The sequence below is a fragment of the Amycolatopsis ultiminotia genome, assembly GCF_039536925.1.
Lineage (GTDB): Bacteria > Actinomycetota > Actinomycetes > Mycobacteriales > Pseudonocardiaceae > Amycolatopsis > Amycolatopsis ultiminotia.
In genome coordinates, this window is the sequence record NZ_BAAAZN010000016.1 from 133,133 (window position 1) to 151,818 (window position 18,686).

An 18,686-nucleotide genomic window follows, 5' to 3' on the forward strand; every position below is an offset into this window, starting at 1 on the left:
TGCCCGCAACACCTGACCATCCCACGCCACCACACCGAAAGGACGCCCACCCCCCTGAAAGACCCACCGAGCCGTCGTATAGTGTCTTCACCAGCAAGTCCGAGTGGCGGAATGGCAGACGCGCTAGCTTGAGGTGCTAGTGCCCTTAACGGGCGTGGGGGTTCAAGTCCCCCCTCGGACACAGATTTGTTGCGTACACGCTCCAAACAGCGTACTGGTGCCAGAAGGCGCTTGAACACCCTGAACCGGCGTTTCGTCGGCCACCGCTTCGGCGGTGGTGGGTATGACCGGGACTGTGATCGCCCCTGTGGCGATTCCTTCTACGTCGGCTCGTGATCGACGGCCGCACAGCGTCTCCTTGACCGGGCCGTTGCCGCTGGCGGCCGTCCTTCTCCCTCGAACAAGCACTGCGGTGTACGGGCTCGCGGCCGTGGGCTCCAATGGCCGGATCGGCGACCGCACAGTATTCGCCGCCTTGGGCTGGGAACCCGGAACACGGCTGGCCCTCAACGTCGAACACGACACCGCAGTGATCGCCGCCGACCCCTGCGGCGTGCTCGCCATGACCCGCCAGTGCGATCTGCGCCTGCCCGCCTCGGTGCGGCACCGCTGCGGCCTCGCCCCCGGCGACCGCATACTCCTCGCCGCGCATCCCGGACACGGCGTGCTCCTCGCCCACCCGCCCGCACAGCTGGACCGACTGCTCGCCGACAGCCACGCAACCCTGCTGGGCGGTGATCCCGCATGACCACCCACCACCACAGCACCGACCCGGGCCGGAACGCCGACCTCGACGCCGCGCGGCTGCTGCTCGACCGGATGGGCCTCACCCCGCAAGACCTCCTCAACACACCACGCGCGAAACGGCCGCTGCCGACCTTCGCCGAATATGTTCCCGTCGTCTCCGCCGCAGTCACCGCCGGCACCCGCCGCGTCTACGGCTCTTACTGGAACCGGATCGTCGACCGCTGGGGCGACCGACGCCTCGACGAACCCACCCCCACCGACATCAAACAATTCCTCGCAGACGCCAAAACCAACGTCGTCGCCCGCCGCAACGCCCGCGGCGGACGCAGCGCAGGCGAACACCTCATCGCAGCCCTCCGCTGCCTCTACAAACACGCCGAAGACGACAACCTCATCACCACCGCCGACAACCCCGCCCGCAAAGTCGCCAAACCCGCCCGACTCCCCTCCACCCGCCGCGCCGTCGCCAGCGACCAACTCGCCCAGATAAACCAGGTAGCGGCCACCACCGGCAACGACCCCGCCCTCGACAGCGGCACGTCTGCGAGATCGTCGAAGTCGGCCCCGTCGGCGACTCCGGCCGCCCGGACACCACCAGGATCTTCGCGCCGCACCCCGCCGACGGCCCCGCGGTGCCCGCATACGCCCCCAGCCGTGATCTGCTGGAACGCCTGGAACGCCTGGAACGGCACGGTTTCGACCGCACCCGCCTCGACCCCGCCGACACGCGGGCAAGCTCCGGGAACGTCACCGGTTTCCCGGCCGGGGACCGACGATGACGGGCGTGTGGCCGGGACTGCCCGGCATCGCCGTCGTGGCGGCCCTAGCCTGCGCGATCGCAGCCTTCCTCCCCGCCGCTCACCGACCGGCACGGCCGAGCGGGCCGCGGTCGCGCTCGCTCGTGCGGCACTGGCCGGTGCGGCGGGTCGCGGCGGCGCTGGCGGTGGGCGCCGCGGTGTGGTGGGCCACGGGATGGCCGGTCGCGACGGCCGTGGCCGTCGCCGGGACAGTGACCGTGCCGACCCTGGCCCGCCGACACGACGCGCAACAGCTGATCGCCCGGCTGGACGCGCTGGCCACCTGGGTCCGGCGGCTGGCCGACGTGCTCGCCTCCGGCACGGGCGGACTGGAACAGGCGATCACCAGCTCGGTCCGCACCGCCCCCGACGCCCTGGCCGCCGAGGTCGAGACCCTCGCGGTGCGGCTGCGCACCCGCGGCCTGGAACAAGCGTTGCGCGCCTTCGCCGACGACGCCGCCGACGAGGTCGTCCTCGCCCTCATCCTGCGCGCCCGAGCCGGCGGACGCGGCCTGGTCGACGTCCTCGACGCCAAAGCCACCGCCCTGGAACGAGAGGTCGTCGCGCGCCGGGACGTCGAAGCCGACCGCGCGAAACCGCGCACCGACGTGCGCGCCATCCTCGCCATCACGATCGTCCTGCTGACCGGGCTCGTCCTGTTCGCCCGGGAATTCCTCTCCCCCTTCGAAGGGGCGACAGGCCAAGCGGTGATGGCCGGGATCGCAGGTCTGCTCGCCGCGGCCGGATGGTGGATGCACCTCCTGACCCGGACCCAACGCCCCGCCCGGCTGCTCGGCCCCGCGTCCCGCACGCCGACCGGCACGACACCCGCACCGTCCGCGGTCGCCCAGCCCGATGCGGAGGCGCCACGATGAGCCCCGGAGCCGTCGCCGCGATACTCGGCGCGCTGGCCGGATCGGCGCTGGTATGCCTGATCCTCGCGCTGATGCGTCCGGCACCGGTCAACCTCGCCGCCGCCGTCGCGGCACTGGACGACCGCGCCGCGCACGACACGGACCCCGCCGTGCCGGATAGCCGCCGGGCCGCTCGGATGCGCCGCCTGGCCCGGTATGCGGCCCGCTCGTCCAACCGGTGGTGGGGCGTCCCGGCCGGCGACCTCGACGTGCTCGACCAGACCGCCGAACGCTACCTCACCCGTCGGCTGGCATGGGCCGCCGGCGCCGCCGCCGCAGTCCTGGCGGTCACGGTGCTCGCGTGGGCAGGCGGCATCGGCGTGCCCGGTCCGGTCACGGCGCTGGCGGTGCTCGCCGCGGCCGTCGAGGGGTCGGTCGTGCCGGTCCTGGCCGTGCGGGGCGACGCCGACCGCGCCCGAGAGGAATTCCGGCGCGCCACCGCCGCCTACCTCGACCTCGTGGCCCAGGAACGCGCGACCGGACGCGCGCCCAGCCAAGCGCTGGGCGCCGCCGCCGTCGGCGACTCCTGGGCGTTCGCACCGATCAGCCGCACGCTCGGACGAGCCACCCGCGCCGGACACACACCCTGGGAAGCCCTGTCCCGGCTGGGCAAACGGATGGACGTGGTCGAACTCTGCGACCTGGCCGACATCCTCGCCACCGCCGCCGACGGGGCCGCGATCTACAGCACCCTCATCGCGAAAGCGAGCGCGCTGCGCTCCGCCGCGCTCGCCGCCGACAAAACCGACGCCAACTCCCGCTCCCAACGCCTCGCGCTCCCCGTCGCCGTTCTGCTCGTCGCATTCCTCCTCACAGCCATGTACCCGGCACTGACCCGCCTGCTGCCCGCAAGCGGATGACCGCAAAAGCGTTGCAGCGCACCAGATCACGTCGAACCACCAGGGAGATGAACCGTCATGAACACGATTCCGGACCGCGACCTCACCGCCGCGCGCCACCGCGCCGCGCACCTCGCACTCACCGTCGGCAGCCTCGTGCTGCTGTCCGCTGCCCTCGCGAACCGCTGGGAACGCATCCGCGCCACCGGCGACCGCGGATCGGAGAGCGTGGACAAAGCCGTCCTCGTCGCCATCGGACTCGCAGTCGCCATCGGACTCGCTTTCGCGATCCGCGCCGTCGTGCAGAAGTACCAAGGCCAGATCACCAATAGCACAAAGGAGACAGGACCCGCGATGGCCACTAGCGAAGAAATCGAGAACCGCGTCGAATCCCACGACTCGCCCCGCACCGCCCAGAGGACGACCGTGGCGAAACGAATCGGCGAACTCGCAGCACGCCGCACCACCATCGTCAACGAACTCGACGACGTCGAACGGGAACTCGGCGAAGTCCTCGTGAACTCCAGCACCGTCATCGAGATCAGCGAACTCTCGCAGTTCACCGACATCCCGGCAGTAGCCCTCGCCCGATGGCGAGACAGCCAGGTGAAGAACCGGAAAACCCGGCGCACGAAGCAAAAGAAGCCAGCCCGTGTATCCGGCGCGAACAACGTCCAGCGGCCGAAGCCGCCCGCGCCCCGCGCGCCGAGCACCGAAAACACCGCCGCGCCAAAGGCACCTCCTCGCACGCCAGAGACAGTTGGAACATCGTCAAAGGAAGTGGCCTAATGCAGCCCGAGACGCCGATCCGGACAGCGGAACGCATCGTGCGGAGAGCTTTCTCCCGCGCGAAGGCAAGTGCTGACGGCGGGTCGGAGTCGGCGGGGCTGGCCGTGCTGTTCCCGGTCGTGCTGGTGCTGATCCTCTCGGCGGTGCAAGGAGGTCTGTGGTGGCACGCGCATGCCATCGTCACGCAAGCCGCGCAGGCCGGTGTCGACGCCGGACGTCCGGTCGACGGAACGAACGCCACGGCAGCCGAAGCTGCTCGGTCGTTCGCTGCGCGTGCCGGACGGGGTGTGCTCACCAACCCAGCGATCCGCGCAACGGTCTCTGTGGACACCGTCCGGGTCACCGTGTCCGGCACCGCCGCCCGCCTGGTCCCGATTCCGGGGCTGGATTTCCGCGTCGAAGCGTCTGCGCGCGCTGTTCGGGAGCGTTTCACCGTTCCCGCGCTCGCCACCGGCGGTGGATCGTGAACCACCGGACCCGAACGAGCCGCAGCTGGGGCGACGAGGGTTCAGTCAGCGTCGAGGCCGCTGTCCTCGTGCCTGTCGTCCTGTTCACAGGGTTGCTGATCGTCGCGGGAGCCCGGGTCAGCTCGGCGCAGCAGGCAGTCGACAACGCCGCCAGCGCCGCAGCGAGAGCTGCCTCCATCGCGCGCAGCCCCGCCGCTGCGCAGCAATCCGGAACCCGTGTGGCCCGCGAACGACTCCAGCACGAAGGCATGTCCAGCCAGGACTCCCGGGTGGAAGTTGATGCCAGCCAGATCGCCCTCGGCCGCGCCGGACACGTCCGGGCCACCGTCGAGTGCCGCGTCGCGCTCAGCGACCTCGCCCTTCCCCTTCCCGAAGGCACCCGCACGATCACCGGCAGCTTCACCAGCCCCGCAGACCCGTACCGAGGCATCACATGATTCCCCGGAAGACGCCGCGGGACGCCGGGTCGGTCAGCATCATGGCCGCCGTCCTAGCGCCCGCGCTGCTGCTCGTCTTCGCTCTGGTCGTCGACGGTTCCGCACGGCTGCGCGCGATCGCCCGCGCCGACGCCCTCGCCGCAGAGGGTGCCCGCGCGGCCAACACCGCCGTCGACATCCGCAGCTCCAGCATCGGGATCGACACCACCGCCGCTGCCCGCACCGCGTCCGGCTACCTCGCCCATGCCGGACACGCCGGACGGGTCACCATCACCGGCCCCCGCACAGTGCGGGTGACCGTGACGGTGACCGAACCAGCCCCTATCGGGTTGCTCGGCGGCACCATCGAAGCGACCAGCACCGCCGTCGCCGTACTCGGCGTCGGCACGCGCAGCGGCAATCTGCCATGACCGCCACAGCGGCACAACGGATACGCGGGGCGCTGGCCGCGCTGGCGCTGCTCGCGTTCGTCGCCGGGGTGCCTTGCGGATTCCTTGCACTCGGCGCCGATCCCTCGCGGCTGCTTCCGGACCGCTGGCCCGACCCGGTGCCGATCAGCCAGTGGCCCGGACGGATCTGGACCTCCTTGCGCTGGGCGTGGCTGACCGGCGACCTCGTGCTCTGGCTGGTCGTCGCCGCGGCGTGGGCAGGCTGGCTGTTGCTGACCGTCTCCGTCGTTGTCGAGGTGATCCGCCAGACTCGACAAGGTGTCCGTACCGCGCGCGGGCTGCTGAACCGGGTTCCGCGCGGCCGATGGATCGCCGGCCTCGTCGCCGCCGTGCTCATCGCCGCCTCCGCAGGCACCGCTGCTGCTTCCGGCCTTCCGGCGGCACCAGTCGCGGCCACTGCTCCGCCGTGGCCCGACCGCCATCGCGCTACGCCCGAACCTCGCCTGCAGGCCGCGACCGTTTCGATCCCCGACGCCGCAACAGGTTCCGACCAACAGCACGGCCAGCACGTCGTGCCGTACGTCGTGGTGCACGGGGACACCTTGTGGGGCTTGGCCCAACGGCATCTGGGCCAGGGCATCCGCTACCACGAAATCGTGCAGCTCAACCCCAGCCTGCGCACGACACCGGACGAACTGGAGCCAGGGTGGACGCTTCAGCTCCCCGAAGATGCCGTGGGGTTACCTCGGCCCGCCGAGACCGCGCCAACCGGCCGCACCGTGGACGTAGTACCCGGGGACACGCTCACCGGCATCGCCGAGCGGGAACTCGGCAACCCGTACGTCTGGCGGACTCTCTTCGACCTCAACGCAGGCCGCGTTCAACCTGACGGGCGCGCGCTGCGAGACCCCAGCCAACTGCTTCCCGGTTGGCAACTGCACCTGCCTGTCGCGTCGCCGTTCGCCGAACCCCACGAACAACGGCCCGCGGCCGAGCCAGTGCCGCTCGGACCGCCCCGATCGACCGCTCCGCGACCCAACACCAACTCGTCGTCGCCCAAGTCCGCGCACGACACCCGGCCCACTGCCGAACAGGTGTCACTTCCCGGAGGAGGCCTCGTCGGTCTCGGGCTCGCACTCAGCGTCTTCGTCCTGCTCTACCTGGCCCGTCGCCGTCGGCGAGCACGCCGCACACCAACCGGCTGCCTCATGCCGCCAGCCGACGTCAACGGAGCCGAAGCGCTCCCGCCCGGTGCCGCTGTCGCAACGCTCGCAACCGCCGCTCACCACGCCGACCTGGACGAGGACGAAGCCGATTCGAGCAGGACGATCGACGTCGTGGCACGAAACCGCCGGGTGTGGCCGCCTCCCGCTCCTGTCCTCACCGCATACGCCGGCACCACCACGCAATCCGCGGACCTGGGCGAGTCCGGCGGACTTGTATTGGCTGGCCCCGGTGCGGCATCTGCGGCCCGAGCCGTGCTTGCCGCTGTGTTGGCGGTCGACGCCCGCTACCCGACCGAAGCACTGCTAGCCAGCCCCGAAACAGCTCAACTCATCGCCGGATTCCCTGGTCAGACGTCCTTGCACGAAGCTCCCGGCGTCGAGATCGTGGACGACGAGACAACCGCGCTGGCGAAGCTCAACACCGTGATTGCCCAGCGCGTCCGGCTCCGCGACACCGACCAGTTCGACGCCGATGTCCAGCCCGATACCCGCTCCGCAAGTCAGCACGCTGCCCCGGTGCCGCTGCTGCTGGTGCTAGCGCTGCCGTCCGCGCAGCACCACCGGGAGTGGGCCGCGGTCGGCGCTCTAGGAAGCGACGTCGGCGTCCACATCCTGCTCCTCGGCGACGACGATCTCCACAACGCCGGTTTCGCGGGCCTGACCGTCGACGCTGACGGCACAGTCCAGACCGCGCGCGGCGAACACAGCATCGAAGTCGGAGCCCGTACCGAAGTCCTAAGCCCCGCAGAGGCAGACGAACTGTGGCGCCTGCTCGCCTCAGCCCGCGGACCCACCCCACACCCCGCTACAGACACCGAGCCCCACGACCTCGATGACCCGGACGAACTGGCCGGTGACCCCCCACCGGACAGCACCGAAGCAACGGCAGCACCAGCCGTCCTGGTCCGCCTGCTCGGAGGTGTGCGCGTCGAGACGCGCGGCAACCATGTCCCAGGACTACGCGCCCGAGCCCGGGAAGTCCTGGCCTAGCTCGCCGCCCACCAGAACGGCACCACCGCAGACGCCCTGCACGAGGCAATCCTGCCCGAGCAACCCGCCGCACGCCTGCACGAGGCCGTCTCCTTCGCCCGCGGCGCGCTGCGCACCGCCACCGGCCTCGACGACGAACGGTTCGTGCTCACGGAATCCGGCCGTTACCGCCTCGACCCGGCCAGCGTCGTCGCCGACGTCTGGGACCTCGACCGCACCCTCATTCTCGCCCGCACCAGCAGCGAACCCGCCATCCGTCTGGAATTCCTGCGCCAGCTCGCGCAACTGTGCCGAGTAGGAGCGCCGTTGGACGGTGCTACCTACTCCTGGGCCGAACCAGTGGCCGAACACTGGCGCAGCCACGTCATAGACGCACTCGTTGCCCTCGCAGACGCGGTCCGCAGCGACAACCCGGACGAAGCCCTCGATGCGCTCGCCATAGCGATTTCCTGGGACCCCTACACTGAAGCGCTCTATCGGCGTACCATTATCCTGCAACGCGATTTAGGCCGACCTGATGCCGCTTACAGCACCTATCAGCGCCTACGTGCAAGCCTGCGTGAAATCGACCTAGAACCCGAGCCTGACACCGGTTCCATATTTGACAGATCTCCATCAGTGCGCACATGACCCCATTGTCGAATAACTACTTCGAACAACTACTCCAACCCCACGGTTCGCAATTCGGCAACAAAGTCCCGTCGATCAATCATAGCCGTCCAGACACCAGCGTCGATGGGGCGTCGCTCGCACGGTCGTCCCGGACGCCTACGGCCCGTCATCCAAGAGACGATCCCCGACAGACCCCCTGGGTCAGCGAAAACCCCTGCTCAGCAGACCGCCTCGCGCGCCGCAGGCGAGCCCGACTGGTCACGATAACCACGCCGACTGAACTTGCAGCAGCCCGCACTCTTCCTTTCAGGCATCAGCATGCACGATCCTGTTCTATTTCGTTCCATTAAACCGAAAGCTTGCGATGTTACCCATGGTCGTCAATAATCTGCCACGCGGTGTGCGAGCAACGAATTTCATCCAACAGTGACTGATCGGTTGAATCTGCGCCCATTGCGCAGCGGTACAATCGCACCATACTGAGGATGTTTCCGGAAGTCCTTCAAGTGGAATTATCAAAAATAATATACACGAGGCCGCAACGGGAAGGCTGTTTGACTTTTCGGCTCATCTTTCGCAAGACGCCGGCCTGTTCCCGCCCCGATTGGCGGCTTACTAGCTATGTCGGACCTGGAGCAGTCGCCGCCAGGCGGCGACTGCTCCAGGCGGGCCCGGTCGGATGCCGGCGGGCAATAAGGCAAGCTTCCCTTATGCGATTACGGGGACTGCGGCCAATGTGGCGATGTGGCGCTACCGCCCGATCTGGCGACACATGCCGGAATTCGGTTCGCCTACCCTGGCAACGCTGCGGAATCCACAACAGAGAGGGCAGGACACTGCGAGCCCTCAACGTCGAACCATCGCCGGACGAGGCCGAGCCTGCAATGCCTCCAGGGGATGCCGAGCGGGCGACAGAGGGGGTCGAAGGGCAAGCCCAAGATGATGCCGCTTCTTCCCCGGCAAGTCCGACAGCCCACCAGCCAGTCGAGATCAACATATCCTCCGGTCAGACTATGTCGACCGAGCAACTTGCCGAGACGCTACGTGAGCACTCCGACGGCAACGCTCGACTCACAGTCAAATACTACGTGCACGCCCGTCAACAAACCGCTATTAGCTTTATGCTCAGCATCTCCTTCGCTGTCATCGGGTTCGTCGTCTTCGGCCTCGCCGCGGCCAGTTACCTGCGCAACCCGGACCAGGCGGGCGGTGCCATCATCGCCACCGTTGCCGGAGCAGTCAACGAGGCAATCGGGTTCCTGTTCTTCCAGCGCGCTGACAAAGCGAGAGACCTGATGATTGCCATGATCGATCGCCTGCGGACTGATCGTGAAGCTGACAGGCAATTCATCAGTGCGCTTGGCGTAATTGACCAAGTTCAAAATATCGCTGTGCAGGATTCGCTGCGTGCGGCTATCGCAATCCAGTTTGCTGGCTGTTCACCCACATCGCTATCCGATATCTCTTCCCTTGCCGAATCCAAGGCTTTTTCCCAGGCTACGAAGGACTCGCCCAACATCTACGTCAACGGCCCCTCCAGCTTTTCTGGCAACGGAGCCGACGCCTCCTGAGGGGACGGAGGGCAGGCTCCGTCACGCGGGAGCGCGAGCTGCGCACTCGCGGTCTAGCGCGAGAACGACGATCCACTATCGGGGGGACTGCGCCAGGAAGGTTAGCCGCCTGCCGGGGTCGCCAGCAGGCGGCTAGATATTGATCAACAATGCTTGACGCTGCGGCCAGTCGCAGTGGCGGGTGCCGGGTTCCCTTGCCTGCATGCCCAGGTCACAGATAGGCAACCAATTGAGTGTTGGCTCGAACCGGGATAAACACTCACGACACCCACCCGCACTGCCGCGGACCGCACGGGCGACGGGCGGCGAGTGGCGGGCGGCGCGTGGCGAGCGGCGGGACACGGCGGCGCGGCGGCCGGTGTGGCCGAGCACTGTCCGCTGCCGGCTTGCCGCGGAAGAGATCCGGCGGAGCGCGGTTGACCGCGGCCAACCGCGCTCCTCCGGTTTCGGGTGCTGGTCAATCAGCCCAGGCAGTTGTCGCTGGGCAGCGAGTCGCTCGTGTCGACCGGGCAGGTTACGTGACACGACAAGGCAACATGCGCGCCGGCGGGCAGAGCTTCTCGCTCGGGCAGAACTTGCAGCTGAGAAACGTCGGTCGTGACCATTCCGTTTTCCCTTTCTTGTGTGGTGGAATCACGCGAATTCAGACGACAGTTCCGCCGGGGCGGCACCGCCGTCCCGGTGCCGGCGCGGTGCTGGCGTCGTCACCATCCATTGTCGTGGCAAGGAATACCTCAGCCGCAGGAGAAAGCCGAGATACCCGGCCATGCCGACACCGTACTGAGTGCCGAATCCGACGCTGGTTTCGTCGGGGATCAGCACCTTGCCCTCGACCAGCGCGTGCCGGAGATAGCCGGTCGAGGCAAGTTCTTCGGCCCATTGCCGGTAGCGGAGGTCGCCCGTCGCGTCGCCTAGGTCCAGCAGGAATTCCCCGTTTCCGGCCAGCCCGTGGCACTGCACTGGGGAGGCGTGCCACCGCCGCCGGTAAGCGGCGGTGGCCGCGCGGTCGGCGAAGTCGAAGAATTCCTGGATGCCGGTCGCCTCCCACAATCTGAGGAGGAATGTCGCGACACCGGTCGATCCGCTGCACCAGTGTTCCATCGGATCGCTGTCGTCGTCCGCGGAGGACGGCCACAACGCGGCGGTGGCGTCCGCGCCGACCGCGGCGGCGACCAGGCTACGGCCGGCGTCGGCCGCGAGCGAGACCCAGTCGTCCCGGTCGCAGATCAGTCCTGCGCTCAGCAGGAAACAGGCGATTCCCGCGGTGCCGTGCGCGAATCCGAGATGGGTCAGCCCGGCGAGCCGCGAGGCGAATGCGGCGGGAATGGGCCAGCGGATTCCGTCTCCGGTGCGGACGACCCTGGCGGCGAGACCTTCGGCGCACGACTGGGCCCGGTCCCGGAATTCGGGGTCGCCGGTCGCCTGCCAGAACCGCAGCTGCGCGATCCCGGCTCCGGCGGCCCCGTGCGCGACATCGGGGTTTTCCCAGTCGGTCGGGACCTGTTTGGCCAGTGCGACCGCCGCGTCGGCGAGCTGCCGGTCGCCGAGCGCTCCGGCGGCGTCGTGCATGGCCCAGGCCGTGCCCGAGCGGCCGAAGTGCAGACCGGGAAGCCGCCGGGACTCCGTCGCCACGTAGTCGCGCAACCAGTGCGAAGCCGTCTGGACGGTGTCGCGCAGTCCCTGGTCCGGCTGCTGCCGGAGGGCAGTGGTCAGCACGGCGAGCACACCGGCGGCGCCGTGCTGCACGTTGGCCGGGTCGACGAACCCGGTCGTGCAAGTCCTCGGCCACGGCCCGTGCTTCGTGTTCTGCTGGTCGAAAGTGGCGCAAAGGTGGGCGAGGCCGTCCGCGAGCACCCGCCGCGCGGTCGAATCCGGCCAGTGACCGGGCGTCGCCGGCCGCGCCGCTGGCGTCTCGGCGGCGAGAAATGCGCGGATCTCGCCGCCGGTCCACCGGTGCTGCGGGTCAGGATCGACGAGCCCCATGATCAACGGGGTCAGCGCGGCCGCCCCCGCCGAGTTCGCAGCTGCCAGCCAGGGCGACATCCGGTCCCGCGCCGGACGCGGCTCGGGGCTGTCCGCCGGGAACACCGGGTCCGTGCCGATCACCAGCAAAAACCCGAGTGCGCCGACGCTGTACCAGTCCGCCGCGGCGGCCGCGGGGGCGCCGTCGAGCTGTTCCGGGGCGGCGTACCCGGGTGTGCCGCCCGGCTGCGCGTCGCTGCCGGCCGGGGCGGCGAACTCCAGGTCGACCAGAGCGACGGTGCCGTCCGGCCGCACCATGACGTTGCCGGGACTCAGGTCGCGCAGCACCCAACCGGCCTGGTGCACCGATTCCACCACGTCCGCCAGCTGCCGCAGGATGGCGCGCGCGGCAGGCAGCGGGACGCCCGGCTCGCGACGCGTCTGCGCGCCGACGACCCCGCTGTGCTCGCGGACCCACCGCCGCAGCGCCGCTCCCTCGATCTTTTCCTCAGCCAGGAAGAGATCCCCGTCTTGCTCGAACAGGGCCAGCTTCGCCGGAGTGTGCCCCAGCGCTTCGAGTTCCCCGAGCACCGCGGCCTCGTGCCGCAGCGCCGTCTGCGCGGTTTTTCCCGAGTTTCCGGTGACATGCCGGCGGGCCTGTTTCACGATGACGCCGGTGCTGTTTTCCCGGTCTGTCGCGAGATACACCCCGCCGCGACTGGAGTGGCGGATCGCCTCGGCCGCGGCGAACCGGCCGCCCAGCAGCACTTCGACCCGCGGAGCGGGCCCGGTGGGCGCGGCGCTCGGCGCCGCGGGGTCCGCCAGCGGATCCCGCGCCCACGGCGGCGGGGCGAACCAGGCCTCGCGGCGGTCGGGAACCAGCACCGGTTCCGTTCCGCTGCCGGGAACCACCAGCGCTCCGACCAGTTCCGCGTCATTGGTCAGCATCCGGCGCGGCGAGAAACCGCCGTAGCGGTAGTGCACCGGGCTTCCCGGCCGGTACGCGCGGTCGGAGAGGATGAGGGGACCCGGAAGTCCTTCGGCCGCCTCGTGCAGCTCTTCGGCGAGCAGCCGGAAATGCTCGTCGTCACGCGGGTAGCAGGTGATGAACTTGGCCGCGCCTTGCCGCGGATAATGGGCGGAATTGAGCAGGGCCAGCCGGTCCGGGGAACTCGCGAACTTGAACACGCACCGGTTCCGCAGCAGGACCTCCGCCGAGCGGTCCAGCACTTCGGCCGCCGCCTCGGTCGTCGCGGAGACGTGGATCTTCCAGCCCTGCACGGGATGGGACGCGCCGTCCGGGCGCACGTGACACCACATCTCGTCGAACGCCACGTCGAGTGCGTCCCCGGACGCCTGGGCGCGCAGCACCCGGACATAAGGCGAATCGGCGGGCGGGACGGGCTGACCGCCCAGCCTCCGGACGGCACCGAAAACGCTGGGCAGTTCCCGGAAATCCGCCGGCCTCGGCACCCCGCTCACCGTGCCTCCGGCCGACATCCGCTCGCGCCCGGTCCACCGCTCAAGCATTTCATCCGTTGTGGCCTCCACTTCGTCCAGGCCGCTTCGAAGGCGCGGCCGGTTCCCGTCGAATTTCGCGCGCGAAAGAAATACCGATCACTGGACCCGTCAGGCGCGGCGTTCCCAGGAGAGACCGTCCGCCGAGGACACGAGCCCGTCGGGAAACATTCCCGGCTCCGGCCCGTCCTGTTCGCCGGCAACCGCCCGCAACTGGAGATCCCCGGCCTCGCGCAGCACGGAACCGAGGAATCTGGTCCCTTCGCCTGCGAACACGGCGTCCCCCTCGTCGAGCGATTCCGGCCGCGTCGCGTCTCGCAGCGCGTCCCCGAACCGCGACGCGCCGGGCGCGGACACCCCGGCGACCAGGTCGACGAACGCCTCCTCGTCCGGCTGGTCGGTGCCGAGCACCTTGCGCGCTTCCCAGAAGTACGACGATTCCGATTCGTTGATGTTGTACATCGCCTGCAGGAACGTGTGGTACACCTCCAATTCCCGGGCGTACCGCCGTTCGAATTCCCGGAAGCACTCCGCTTCCGGCAGGCTCCCGGACAGGACGGTGCTGATCGATCGCGCGGCGAGCACACCGCTGTAAGTCGCCAGGTGGACGCCGGTGGAAAACACCGGGTCGACGAAACACGCGGCGTCCCCGACCAAGACCGCCCCCGGCCGCCAGTATCGGGTGCTGCGGTACGAGTAATCCTTGCGCACCCGCACCTCACCGTATTTCCCGGAGGTCACGCGCCGCGCTTCCGAAAGATAATCGCGCACGATCGGACACGAGTCGACGAAACCGTGCAAAGCGCCTTCGCGGTCTTTCTGAATCGTAGCCGCCCGCTCGCTCGCCACCACGGCTCCGACGCTGGTCAGCGTGTCCGAAATCGGGATGTACCACATCCAGCCGTCGTCGAAGGCCGAGCAGAGGATATTGCCTTCGTTCGGCGCGGGAAGGCGTTTCCCGCCTTCGAAATAGCCGAATACCGCGACGTTCCGGAAGAAGTCCGAATAGACTCGTTCGCCCACTCCCTTGTACAGCGCGGTCGAGCTCCCCGCCGCCACCACGACGTACCGCGCGGCGGCGGTGGCCACCGCGCCGGAATCGTCGCGGAACCGGACGCCCCGGTACCGGCCGTCCTCTTCGATCAGCGCGAGCACCTCGTGCTCCTCGCGGACGTCGACGCCGTGCTTGCGCGCGTTCTCCAGCAGGATCTGGTCGAACCGCGCACGGTCGACCTGGTAGGCCGTCGAGGTGCGCCCGGCCAGCTTCCGCGACAGCGCGAAGGTGAAGGTCCACGGGTCCGGATTGGCTCCCCAGCGGAAAGTGCCGCCGCGTTTGACCGGGAACCCGGCGCGGGCCAGCTCGTCGGAGACCCCGAGCATCTCGCACACCCCGTGCACGGTCGAGGGCAGCAGGGACTCTCCGATCTGGTAGCGCGGGAACCTTTCCTTCTCCAGCAACAGGACCCGGTGTCCGCGTTTGGCCAGCAGCGTCGCCGCCGTCGCCCCGCCGGGCCCGCCGCCGGCCACGATGACGTCGAACTCGGGGTGTGCCGATTGATCCATGATGTGCGTCCCTCGTGTCGTTTGTTCGTCCCTCATGGGGTGGGCGGGTCGAGTGCGAGCCGCTTCTCCGCGGCGACGCCGGCGTCCGGGGCGGTGCGGGAAAGCCAGGCGGCCAGAGTCGCCACGCTCGCGGCCTCGTACACCCACAGCAGCGGCACCTCGACGCCGAAGATCCGGGACAGGCGCAAGGAAATGCGCATCGCGTCGATCGAGCGGCCCAGGTCCGCGAAGCCCGCCGAGCGGCTGACGTCCGGCAGGCCGAGCACGTCGCACCACACTCGCGCGACCGCCTGTTCCACCGCGCCGCGCGGCGGTTCCACCGCGGCGGGCACCGGCGTCGCGAGGAGCGCTCGCACCGCCGCGTAGTCGGCCTTTCCGTTCAGGTTGACCGGGAGCGCTCGCACCGGCCGGATGTCCGGCGGGACCAGGTACGCGGGCAGCCGGCCGGCGAGGAAGTCCCGCAAGGCCGGCAGGTCGGTCCCGGACGGCGCGACGCAGGCCGCGAGCGCGCGGCCCGGGGCGCGCGGGGATTCGACGACCGCCGCTTGCCGGAGGCCCGGGAACTCCAGGAGCGCCGCCTCGACTTCCCCGGGCTCCACCCGGTAGCCGTTGATCTTCAGCTGGCGGTCCGTCCGGCCGAGAAACTCCAGTTCGCCATCGGGGCGCCACCGGCCGCGGTCGCCGGTCCGGTACCTTCGCGCGCCCGGAACGCCGTCGGGGTCCGCGACGAACGCCGCCGCCGTCTCGCCCGGCCTGCCCAGATATCCGCGCGCCAGCCCGGCACCGGCGAGGTAGATCTCGCCCGCGGGCGCCGGACGGCCGGACTCGTCGAGCACGCTCACTCGCACGCCGGGGATCGAGCGGCCGATCGGCACGGTGTCGAGTTCGGGCAGCACACCGGACGGCGCGTGCCAGGCGGTGCTCCACACGGTGCCTTCCGCCGGACCGTATTCGTTCGCCAGCCGCGCGTCCGGAACCCGTTGCCGCGCCCGGCGAACGAGTGCGGGCGGGCAGCTTTCGCCTGCCAGGACGACTGTCCGCAGGGAGGCCAGCTCGTCCGGGCCCGCGGCTTCGAGCACGAGATCGAACAGGGACGGCAGCGCCAGCACCGTGTCGATGCGGTGGTCGGCGATCTGGCGGACGAGCGCCCGTGCGTCGCTTTCGGTTCCTGTCGGCGGCAGGTAGAGCGTCCCGCCGCCGGCCAGCGTGCCGAAGACCCCGGCGACGGCGCTGTCGAACGCCACCGACGACAACAGGAGAAACCTGCGGTACGGCGGATAAGCGGCCAGCCGCGCGCGGGTGGAGTTGACGATCGAGCGGTGCTCGACGGCGACGCCTTTGGGCCGCCCGGTGGACCCGGAGGTGTAGATGACGTAGGCCAGGTTCCTGGGGGCGGCCGCGGGGCCCGGAAGCCCAGCCGGGGTCCGGTCGTCGCGGTTCTCGTCGAGATCCAGCACTGGCAGGCCGCTACCGGTGAACCGCGCGGCCGACTCGCGTTCGGTCAGGATCGCGCCCCAATTCCGGCCGAGCGCCCGGGTCGCCGGGCCGTCCGGGTCCATCGGGGCGTACGCGCCGCCTGCCTTGAGCGCGGCCAGCGCCCCGACGACCAGGGCGGGCGATCTGCGGGCGTGCACGCCGACGACCGTCTCGGGACCGACGCCGAGTGCGCGCAGGTCCCCGGCGAGCACGGCGGCGGCCCGGTCGAGCCGCCGGTAGCTCAGCACGGTCTCGCCCGCGACCACCGCGGCCGAATCGGGATTCCGGGCCGCTGCCTCCGCCACCAGCTCATGAATGCACAGATCGTGCTCCGCCATCGCGGCAACCCCGTTCTTCGGAGGCACGGAACGCGCGTCGCCGGCCCGCCGAAATGATTCGCCGCCGCCGGCCGAATAAATCGTGCGATCTCCAGCCTTCTGATTCTCGCCCTCGATTGTCAAGACGGTCGCTCCGTTCTCCGGGCAGCGCCCGATCCGGCCGCGGCCAAGACTTCCCGGCAGACCGACGGCAACTGGTCCCGGTAGTAGAAATGGCCGCCGGAATAGGTTTTCGACAGGAAGTCGCGCGAGGTGTGCGCGGCCCAGCGGGCAAGCAGCTCAGGAGGCGCCAAGGCGTCAGCGTCTCCGCCGATCGCCAGCAGCGGGCACGAAACCCGTTCGGCACTCGGCCGGTACCGCGCCGCCAGCAAGCAGTTCGCGCGCAGCCGGGACACCACGAAATCCAGCACTCGCGGGGAATCGAGCATTTCCTCGTCGACAATTCCCTGCGCGAGCACCTCTGCGCGCCACTGCTCGCCGGTCCTGCCCAGCACCTCCGCCTCGGTGATCGCCGGCTGGCCGGGCGGCCGGCTGGCCGGGCGGCCGGCTGGCCGACACCACCAGCAGCAGCGGCGACCGGGACCGGCGGCCGAGGCGGACAGCCATCTCATAGGCGACCAGCGCGCCCATGCTGTGCCCGAGCAGCACCAGCGGTCCCGTCGCGGCCTCGGCCACCGCTTCGGCGGCCTCCGCGGCGAACGCGGCGAGCGCGCTGTCCTCCCCGGACCGCGGTTCCGGGTACCGGAGCACGAGCGCGGCCTCGTCCGGCCCGACCAGCGGGGGCACCCACTCGGCGAAGCCGAAGCTGCTGCCCCCGGCGTACGGCGCCAGCACGAACGTGCGTTCCGGGTTTCCGCTGCCGTAACGCCACAGCAACGGGCCGAACGGTTCTCCGGTTTCCATGGTCATCCTCCGGCTACCGCGGCCCGGCGAGCAGGACGCGATGCATGGGGGTGTCCAGGAGCGCCACCCTGGTCAGCCCGGCGCCGTCGAGCCAGCGGTCGTAGTCCTCCGTCCGGTACGCCCCGCCGCCGCCGGTGGCCAGCATCGACGCGGCGAACAGCCGGGAGAACCGGTTCTGGGCGGAGTGCGCGTCGCCGGTGACGATCTGGTCGACAACGGCGACCAGGCCGCCGCCTGCCAGCGACTTTGCCGCCCTGCGCAACAGTTCTTCAGCCGAGGCCGGGGTCTGGAGGTGGAAGATGTTGACGAACAGCGCGAGGTCGTAGCCGAGGCCCCAGTCTTCCGACCAGAAGTCCATCACCGCAGGCCGGAAACGGTCCGCGACCCCCAGCCGGTCCGCCTGGGCGAGCGCCAGCGGCATGATCCGCCGGACGTCGATCCCGGTCGCGGTGAGCGCCGGAAACCGGCGGAGCAGCAGGTGGCTGTAGATGCCGCTGCCGCAGCCGACATCGACCAGCGACACGGGCCGCCGGGGCGTCCAGCCGCGCTCGGCGAGCGCTCCGGCGAGCACGTTCACGATCGGCGGCGCCCAGAAGTTGATGCCGTGCACCAGCGACCGGTATTCGGTTTCGCCGATCTGGTTCGGCGCATCGGAGCCGTCTTCGACGCGGGTGCCCGCGCGCACCGTATCGGCGAGGTTCCGCCACGCGCGCCAAGCGAGGGTCCGGTCGTATTCGATTTTCCCGACCAGGCTGAACAATCCGTCCGGGAGCAGGCATTCCCGGAGTTCGGCGGGCAGCGCGTAGCGCGCGTTCCCGTCCTCCACGAGCAGGTCGTAGGCGCACAGCGCGTCGAGCAAGACCGACATCGCCCGCGGATCCGCGTCGAGGGCCCGCGCGAGTTCGGCTCCGGAACGCGGCTCCCCGGCGAGCTCGACGAACACGCCCAGGTCGTGCGCCGCCTCGATCACGCCAGGAGCCCAGAGCGAAATCAAGTGTTCGTACACCCGGTGCGCGGCTCCGATCTCCGGCCCTCCCCCGCCCCGGTCCTCGAGCGGGGCCGGGTCCACCAAGGGCCGAACACCGGAAAAGCCATTCCTTCGGTAACTCATCGACAATTCCTCTGCTCTTCCCGGCACGGGACCGGGA

The 18,686-nt window shown here is 69.8% G+C and carries 16 protein-coding genes, 1 tRNA gene and 1 pseudogene; 12 read left to right on the forward strand and 6 right to left on the reverse strand.

All coding sequences use genetic code 11. The features are described 5' to 3' along the window. Positions 1–97 precede the first annotated feature (97 nt). The 12 genes from ABD793_RS31040 (at position 98) to ABD793_RS31095 (ending at position 9,778) form a co-directional block, all read left to right on the forward strand. Positions 98–181: transfer RNA gene (locus ABD793_RS31040), tRNA-Leu, on the forward strand. 231 nt (positions 182–412) lie between these two features. Continuing rightward, positions 413–748: an AbrB/MazE/SpoVT family DNA-binding domain-containing protein gene (locus ABD793_RS31045; RefSeq protein WP_344866449.1), complete on the forward strand. Its 336-nt coding sequence runs from the start codon at positions 413–415 to the stop codon at positions 746–748. Between the two features lie 631 nt (positions 749–1,379). Continuing rightward, positions 1,380–1,526: a hypothetical protein gene (locus ABD793_RS31050; RefSeq protein WP_344866451.1), complete on the forward strand. Its 147-nt coding sequence runs from the start codon at positions 1,380–1,382 to the stop codon at positions 1,524–1,526. Further along, the gene (locus ABD793_RS31055) at positions 1,523–2,419 is read left to right on the forward strand and encodes a type II secretion system F family protein (protein ID WP_344866453.1); all 897 of its coding nucleotides are present in this window, start codon (positions 1,523–1,525) and stop codon (positions 2,417–2,419) included. Before ABD793_RS31050 ends, ABD793_RS31055 begins: the two co-directional genes overlap by 4 nt. Next, positions 2,416–3,318 carry a type II secretion system F family protein gene (locus ABD793_RS31060; RefSeq protein ID WP_344866455.1) on the forward strand — a complete coding sequence of 301 codons (903 nt, stop codon included), beginning with the start codon at positions 2,416–2,418 and terminating at the stop codon, positions 3,316–3,318. Before ABD793_RS31055 ends, ABD793_RS31060 begins: the two co-directional genes overlap by 4 nt. Positions 3,319–3,375: 57 nt before the next feature. Next, entirely contained in the window at positions 3,376–4,086 is a 711-nt protein-coding gene (locus ABD793_RS31065; protein ID WP_344866457.1) for a hypothetical protein, read from the forward strand. Beyond that, positions 4,086–4,553, forward strand: coding sequence for a TadE family protein (locus ABD793_RS31070; RefSeq protein WP_344866459.1), 468 nt, complete (start codon positions 4,086–4,088; stop codon positions 4,551–4,553). Before ABD793_RS31065 ends, ABD793_RS31070 begins: the two co-directional genes overlap by 1 nt. Further along, positions 4,550–4,990 carry a TadE family protein gene (locus tag ABD793_RS31075; RefSeq protein ID WP_344866461.1) on the forward strand — a complete coding sequence of 147 codons (441 nt, stop codon included), beginning with the start codon at positions 4,550–4,552 and terminating at the stop codon, positions 4,988–4,990. Before ABD793_RS31070 ends, ABD793_RS31075 begins: the two co-directional genes overlap by 4 nt. Further along, positions 4,987–5,400, forward strand: coding sequence for a hypothetical protein (locus tag ABD793_RS31080; RefSeq protein WP_344866463.1), 414 nt, complete (start codon positions 4,987–4,989; stop codon positions 5,398–5,400). The genes ABD793_RS31075 and ABD793_RS31080 overlap by 4 nt, the downstream gene beginning before the upstream one ends. Further along, the gene (locus ABD793_RS31085) at positions 5,397–7,595 is read left to right on the forward strand and encodes a LysM peptidoglycan-binding domain-containing protein (RefSeq protein WP_344866465.1); all 2,199 of its coding nucleotides are present in this window, start codon (positions 5,397–5,399) and stop codon (positions 7,593–7,595) included. Before ABD793_RS31080 ends, ABD793_RS31085 begins: the two co-directional genes overlap by 4 nt. A 144-nt stretch (positions 7,596–7,739) precedes the next feature. Continuing rightward, the gene (locus ABD793_RS31090) at positions 7,740–8,225 is read left to right on the forward strand and encodes an AfsR/SARP family transcriptional regulator (RefSeq protein WP_344866467.1); all 486 of its coding nucleotides are present in this window, start codon (positions 7,740–7,742) and stop codon (positions 8,223–8,225) included. A gap of 995 nt (positions 8,226–9,220) precedes the next feature. After that, a complete protein-coding gene (locus ABD793_RS31095; protein WP_344866469.1) occupies positions 9,221–9,778 on the forward strand; it encodes a TRADD-N-associated membrane domain-containing protein in 558 nt (185 codons plus the stop codon). A 633-nt stretch (positions 9,779–10,411) separates the two neighbouring features. Here ABD793_RS31095 and lanL read toward each other — a convergent pair. The 6 genes and pseudogenes from lanL to ABD793_RS31125 form a co-directional block, all read right to left on the reverse strand. Beyond that, positions 10,412–13,270 (reverse strand): class IV lanthionine synthetase LanL, encoded by a 2,859-nt coding sequence (gene lanL, locus ABD793_RS31100; protein WP_344866471.1) that lies wholly within the window; start codon positions 13,268–13,270, stop codon positions 10,412–10,414. A 99-nt stretch (positions 13,271–13,369) separates the two neighbouring features. Next, positions 13,370–14,821, reverse strand: a complete 1,452-nt coding sequence (locus ABD793_RS31105) for an FAD-dependent oxidoreductase (RefSeq protein ID WP_344866473.1) — start codon at positions 14,819–14,821, stop codon at positions 13,370–13,372. A 32-nt stretch (positions 14,822–14,853) separates the two neighbouring features. Further along, on the reverse strand, positions 14,854–16,635 hold the full coding sequence (locus tag ABD793_RS31110; protein WP_344866475.1) for a non-ribosomal peptide synthetase: 1,782 nt from the start codon (positions 16,633–16,635) through the stop codon (positions 14,854–14,856). 119 nt (positions 16,636–16,754) lie between these two features. Continuing rightward, the gene (locus ABD793_RS31115) at positions 16,755–17,129 is read right to left on the reverse strand and encodes a thioesterase II family protein (RefSeq protein ID WP_344866477.1); all 375 of its coding nucleotides are present in this window, start codon (positions 17,127–17,129) and stop codon (positions 16,755–16,757) included. A 91-nt stretch (positions 17,130–17,220) separates the two neighbouring features. Beyond that, positions 17,221–17,544, reverse strand: a pseudogene (locus ABD793_RS42830) (thioesterase domain-containing protein); the annotation flags it as partial. A 7-nt stretch (positions 17,545–17,551) separates the two neighbouring features. Further along, positions 17,552–18,649, reverse strand: coding sequence for a methyltransferase (locus ABD793_RS31125; RefSeq protein WP_344866481.1), 1,098 nt, complete (start codon positions 18,647–18,649; stop codon positions 17,552–17,554). Positions 18,650–18,686 lie beyond the last annotated feature (37 nt).

What these genes read in the sequence shown, in the direction of transcription:
- ABD793_RS31055 (WP_344866453.1), top strand. Translation starts at nt 1,523, where the DNA reads ATGACGGGCGTGTGGCCGGGACTGCCCGGCATCGCCGTCGTGGCGGCC.
- ABD793_RS31060 (WP_344866455.1), top strand. Translation starts at nt 2,416, where the DNA reads ATGAGCCCCGGAGCCGTCGCCGCGATACTCGGCGCGCTGGCCGGATCG.
- ABD793_RS31065 (WP_344866457.1), top strand. Translation starts at nt 3,376, where the DNA reads ATGAACACGATTCCGGACCGCGACCTCACCGCCGCGCGCCACCGCGCC.
- ABD793_RS31070 (WP_344866459.1), top strand. Translation starts at nt 4,086, where the DNA reads ATGCAGCCCGAGACGCCGATCCGGACAGCGGAACGCATCGTGCGGAGA.
- ABD793_RS31080 (WP_344866463.1), top strand. Translation starts at nt 4,987, where the DNA reads ATGATTCCCCGGAAGACGCCGCGGGACGCCGGGTCGGTCAGCATCATG.
- ABD793_RS31085 (WP_344866465.1), top strand. Translation starts at nt 5,397, where the DNA reads ATGACCGCCACAGCGGCACAACGGATACGCGGGGCGCTGGCCGCGCTG.
- ABD793_RS31095 (WP_344866469.1), top strand. Translation starts at nt 9,221, where the DNA reads ATGTCGACCGAGCAACTTGCCGAGACGCTACGTGAGCACTCCGACGGC.
- lanL (WP_344866471.1), bottom strand. Translation starts at nt 13,270, where the DNA reads ATGCTTGAGCGGTGGACCGGGCGCGAGCGGATGTCGGCCGGAGGCACG.
- ABD793_RS31105 (WP_344866473.1), bottom strand. Translation starts at nt 14,821, where the DNA reads ATGGATCAATCGGCACACCCCGAGTTCGACGTCATCGTGGCCGGCGGC.
- ABD793_RS31110 (WP_344866475.1), bottom strand. Translation starts at nt 16,635, where the DNA reads ATGGCGGAGCACGATCTGTGCATTCATGAGCTGGTGGCGGAGGCAGCG.
- ABD793_RS31125 (WP_344866481.1), bottom strand. Translation starts at nt 18,649, where the DNA reads ATGAGTTACCGAAGGAATGGCTTTTCCGGTGTTCGGCCCTTGGTGGAC.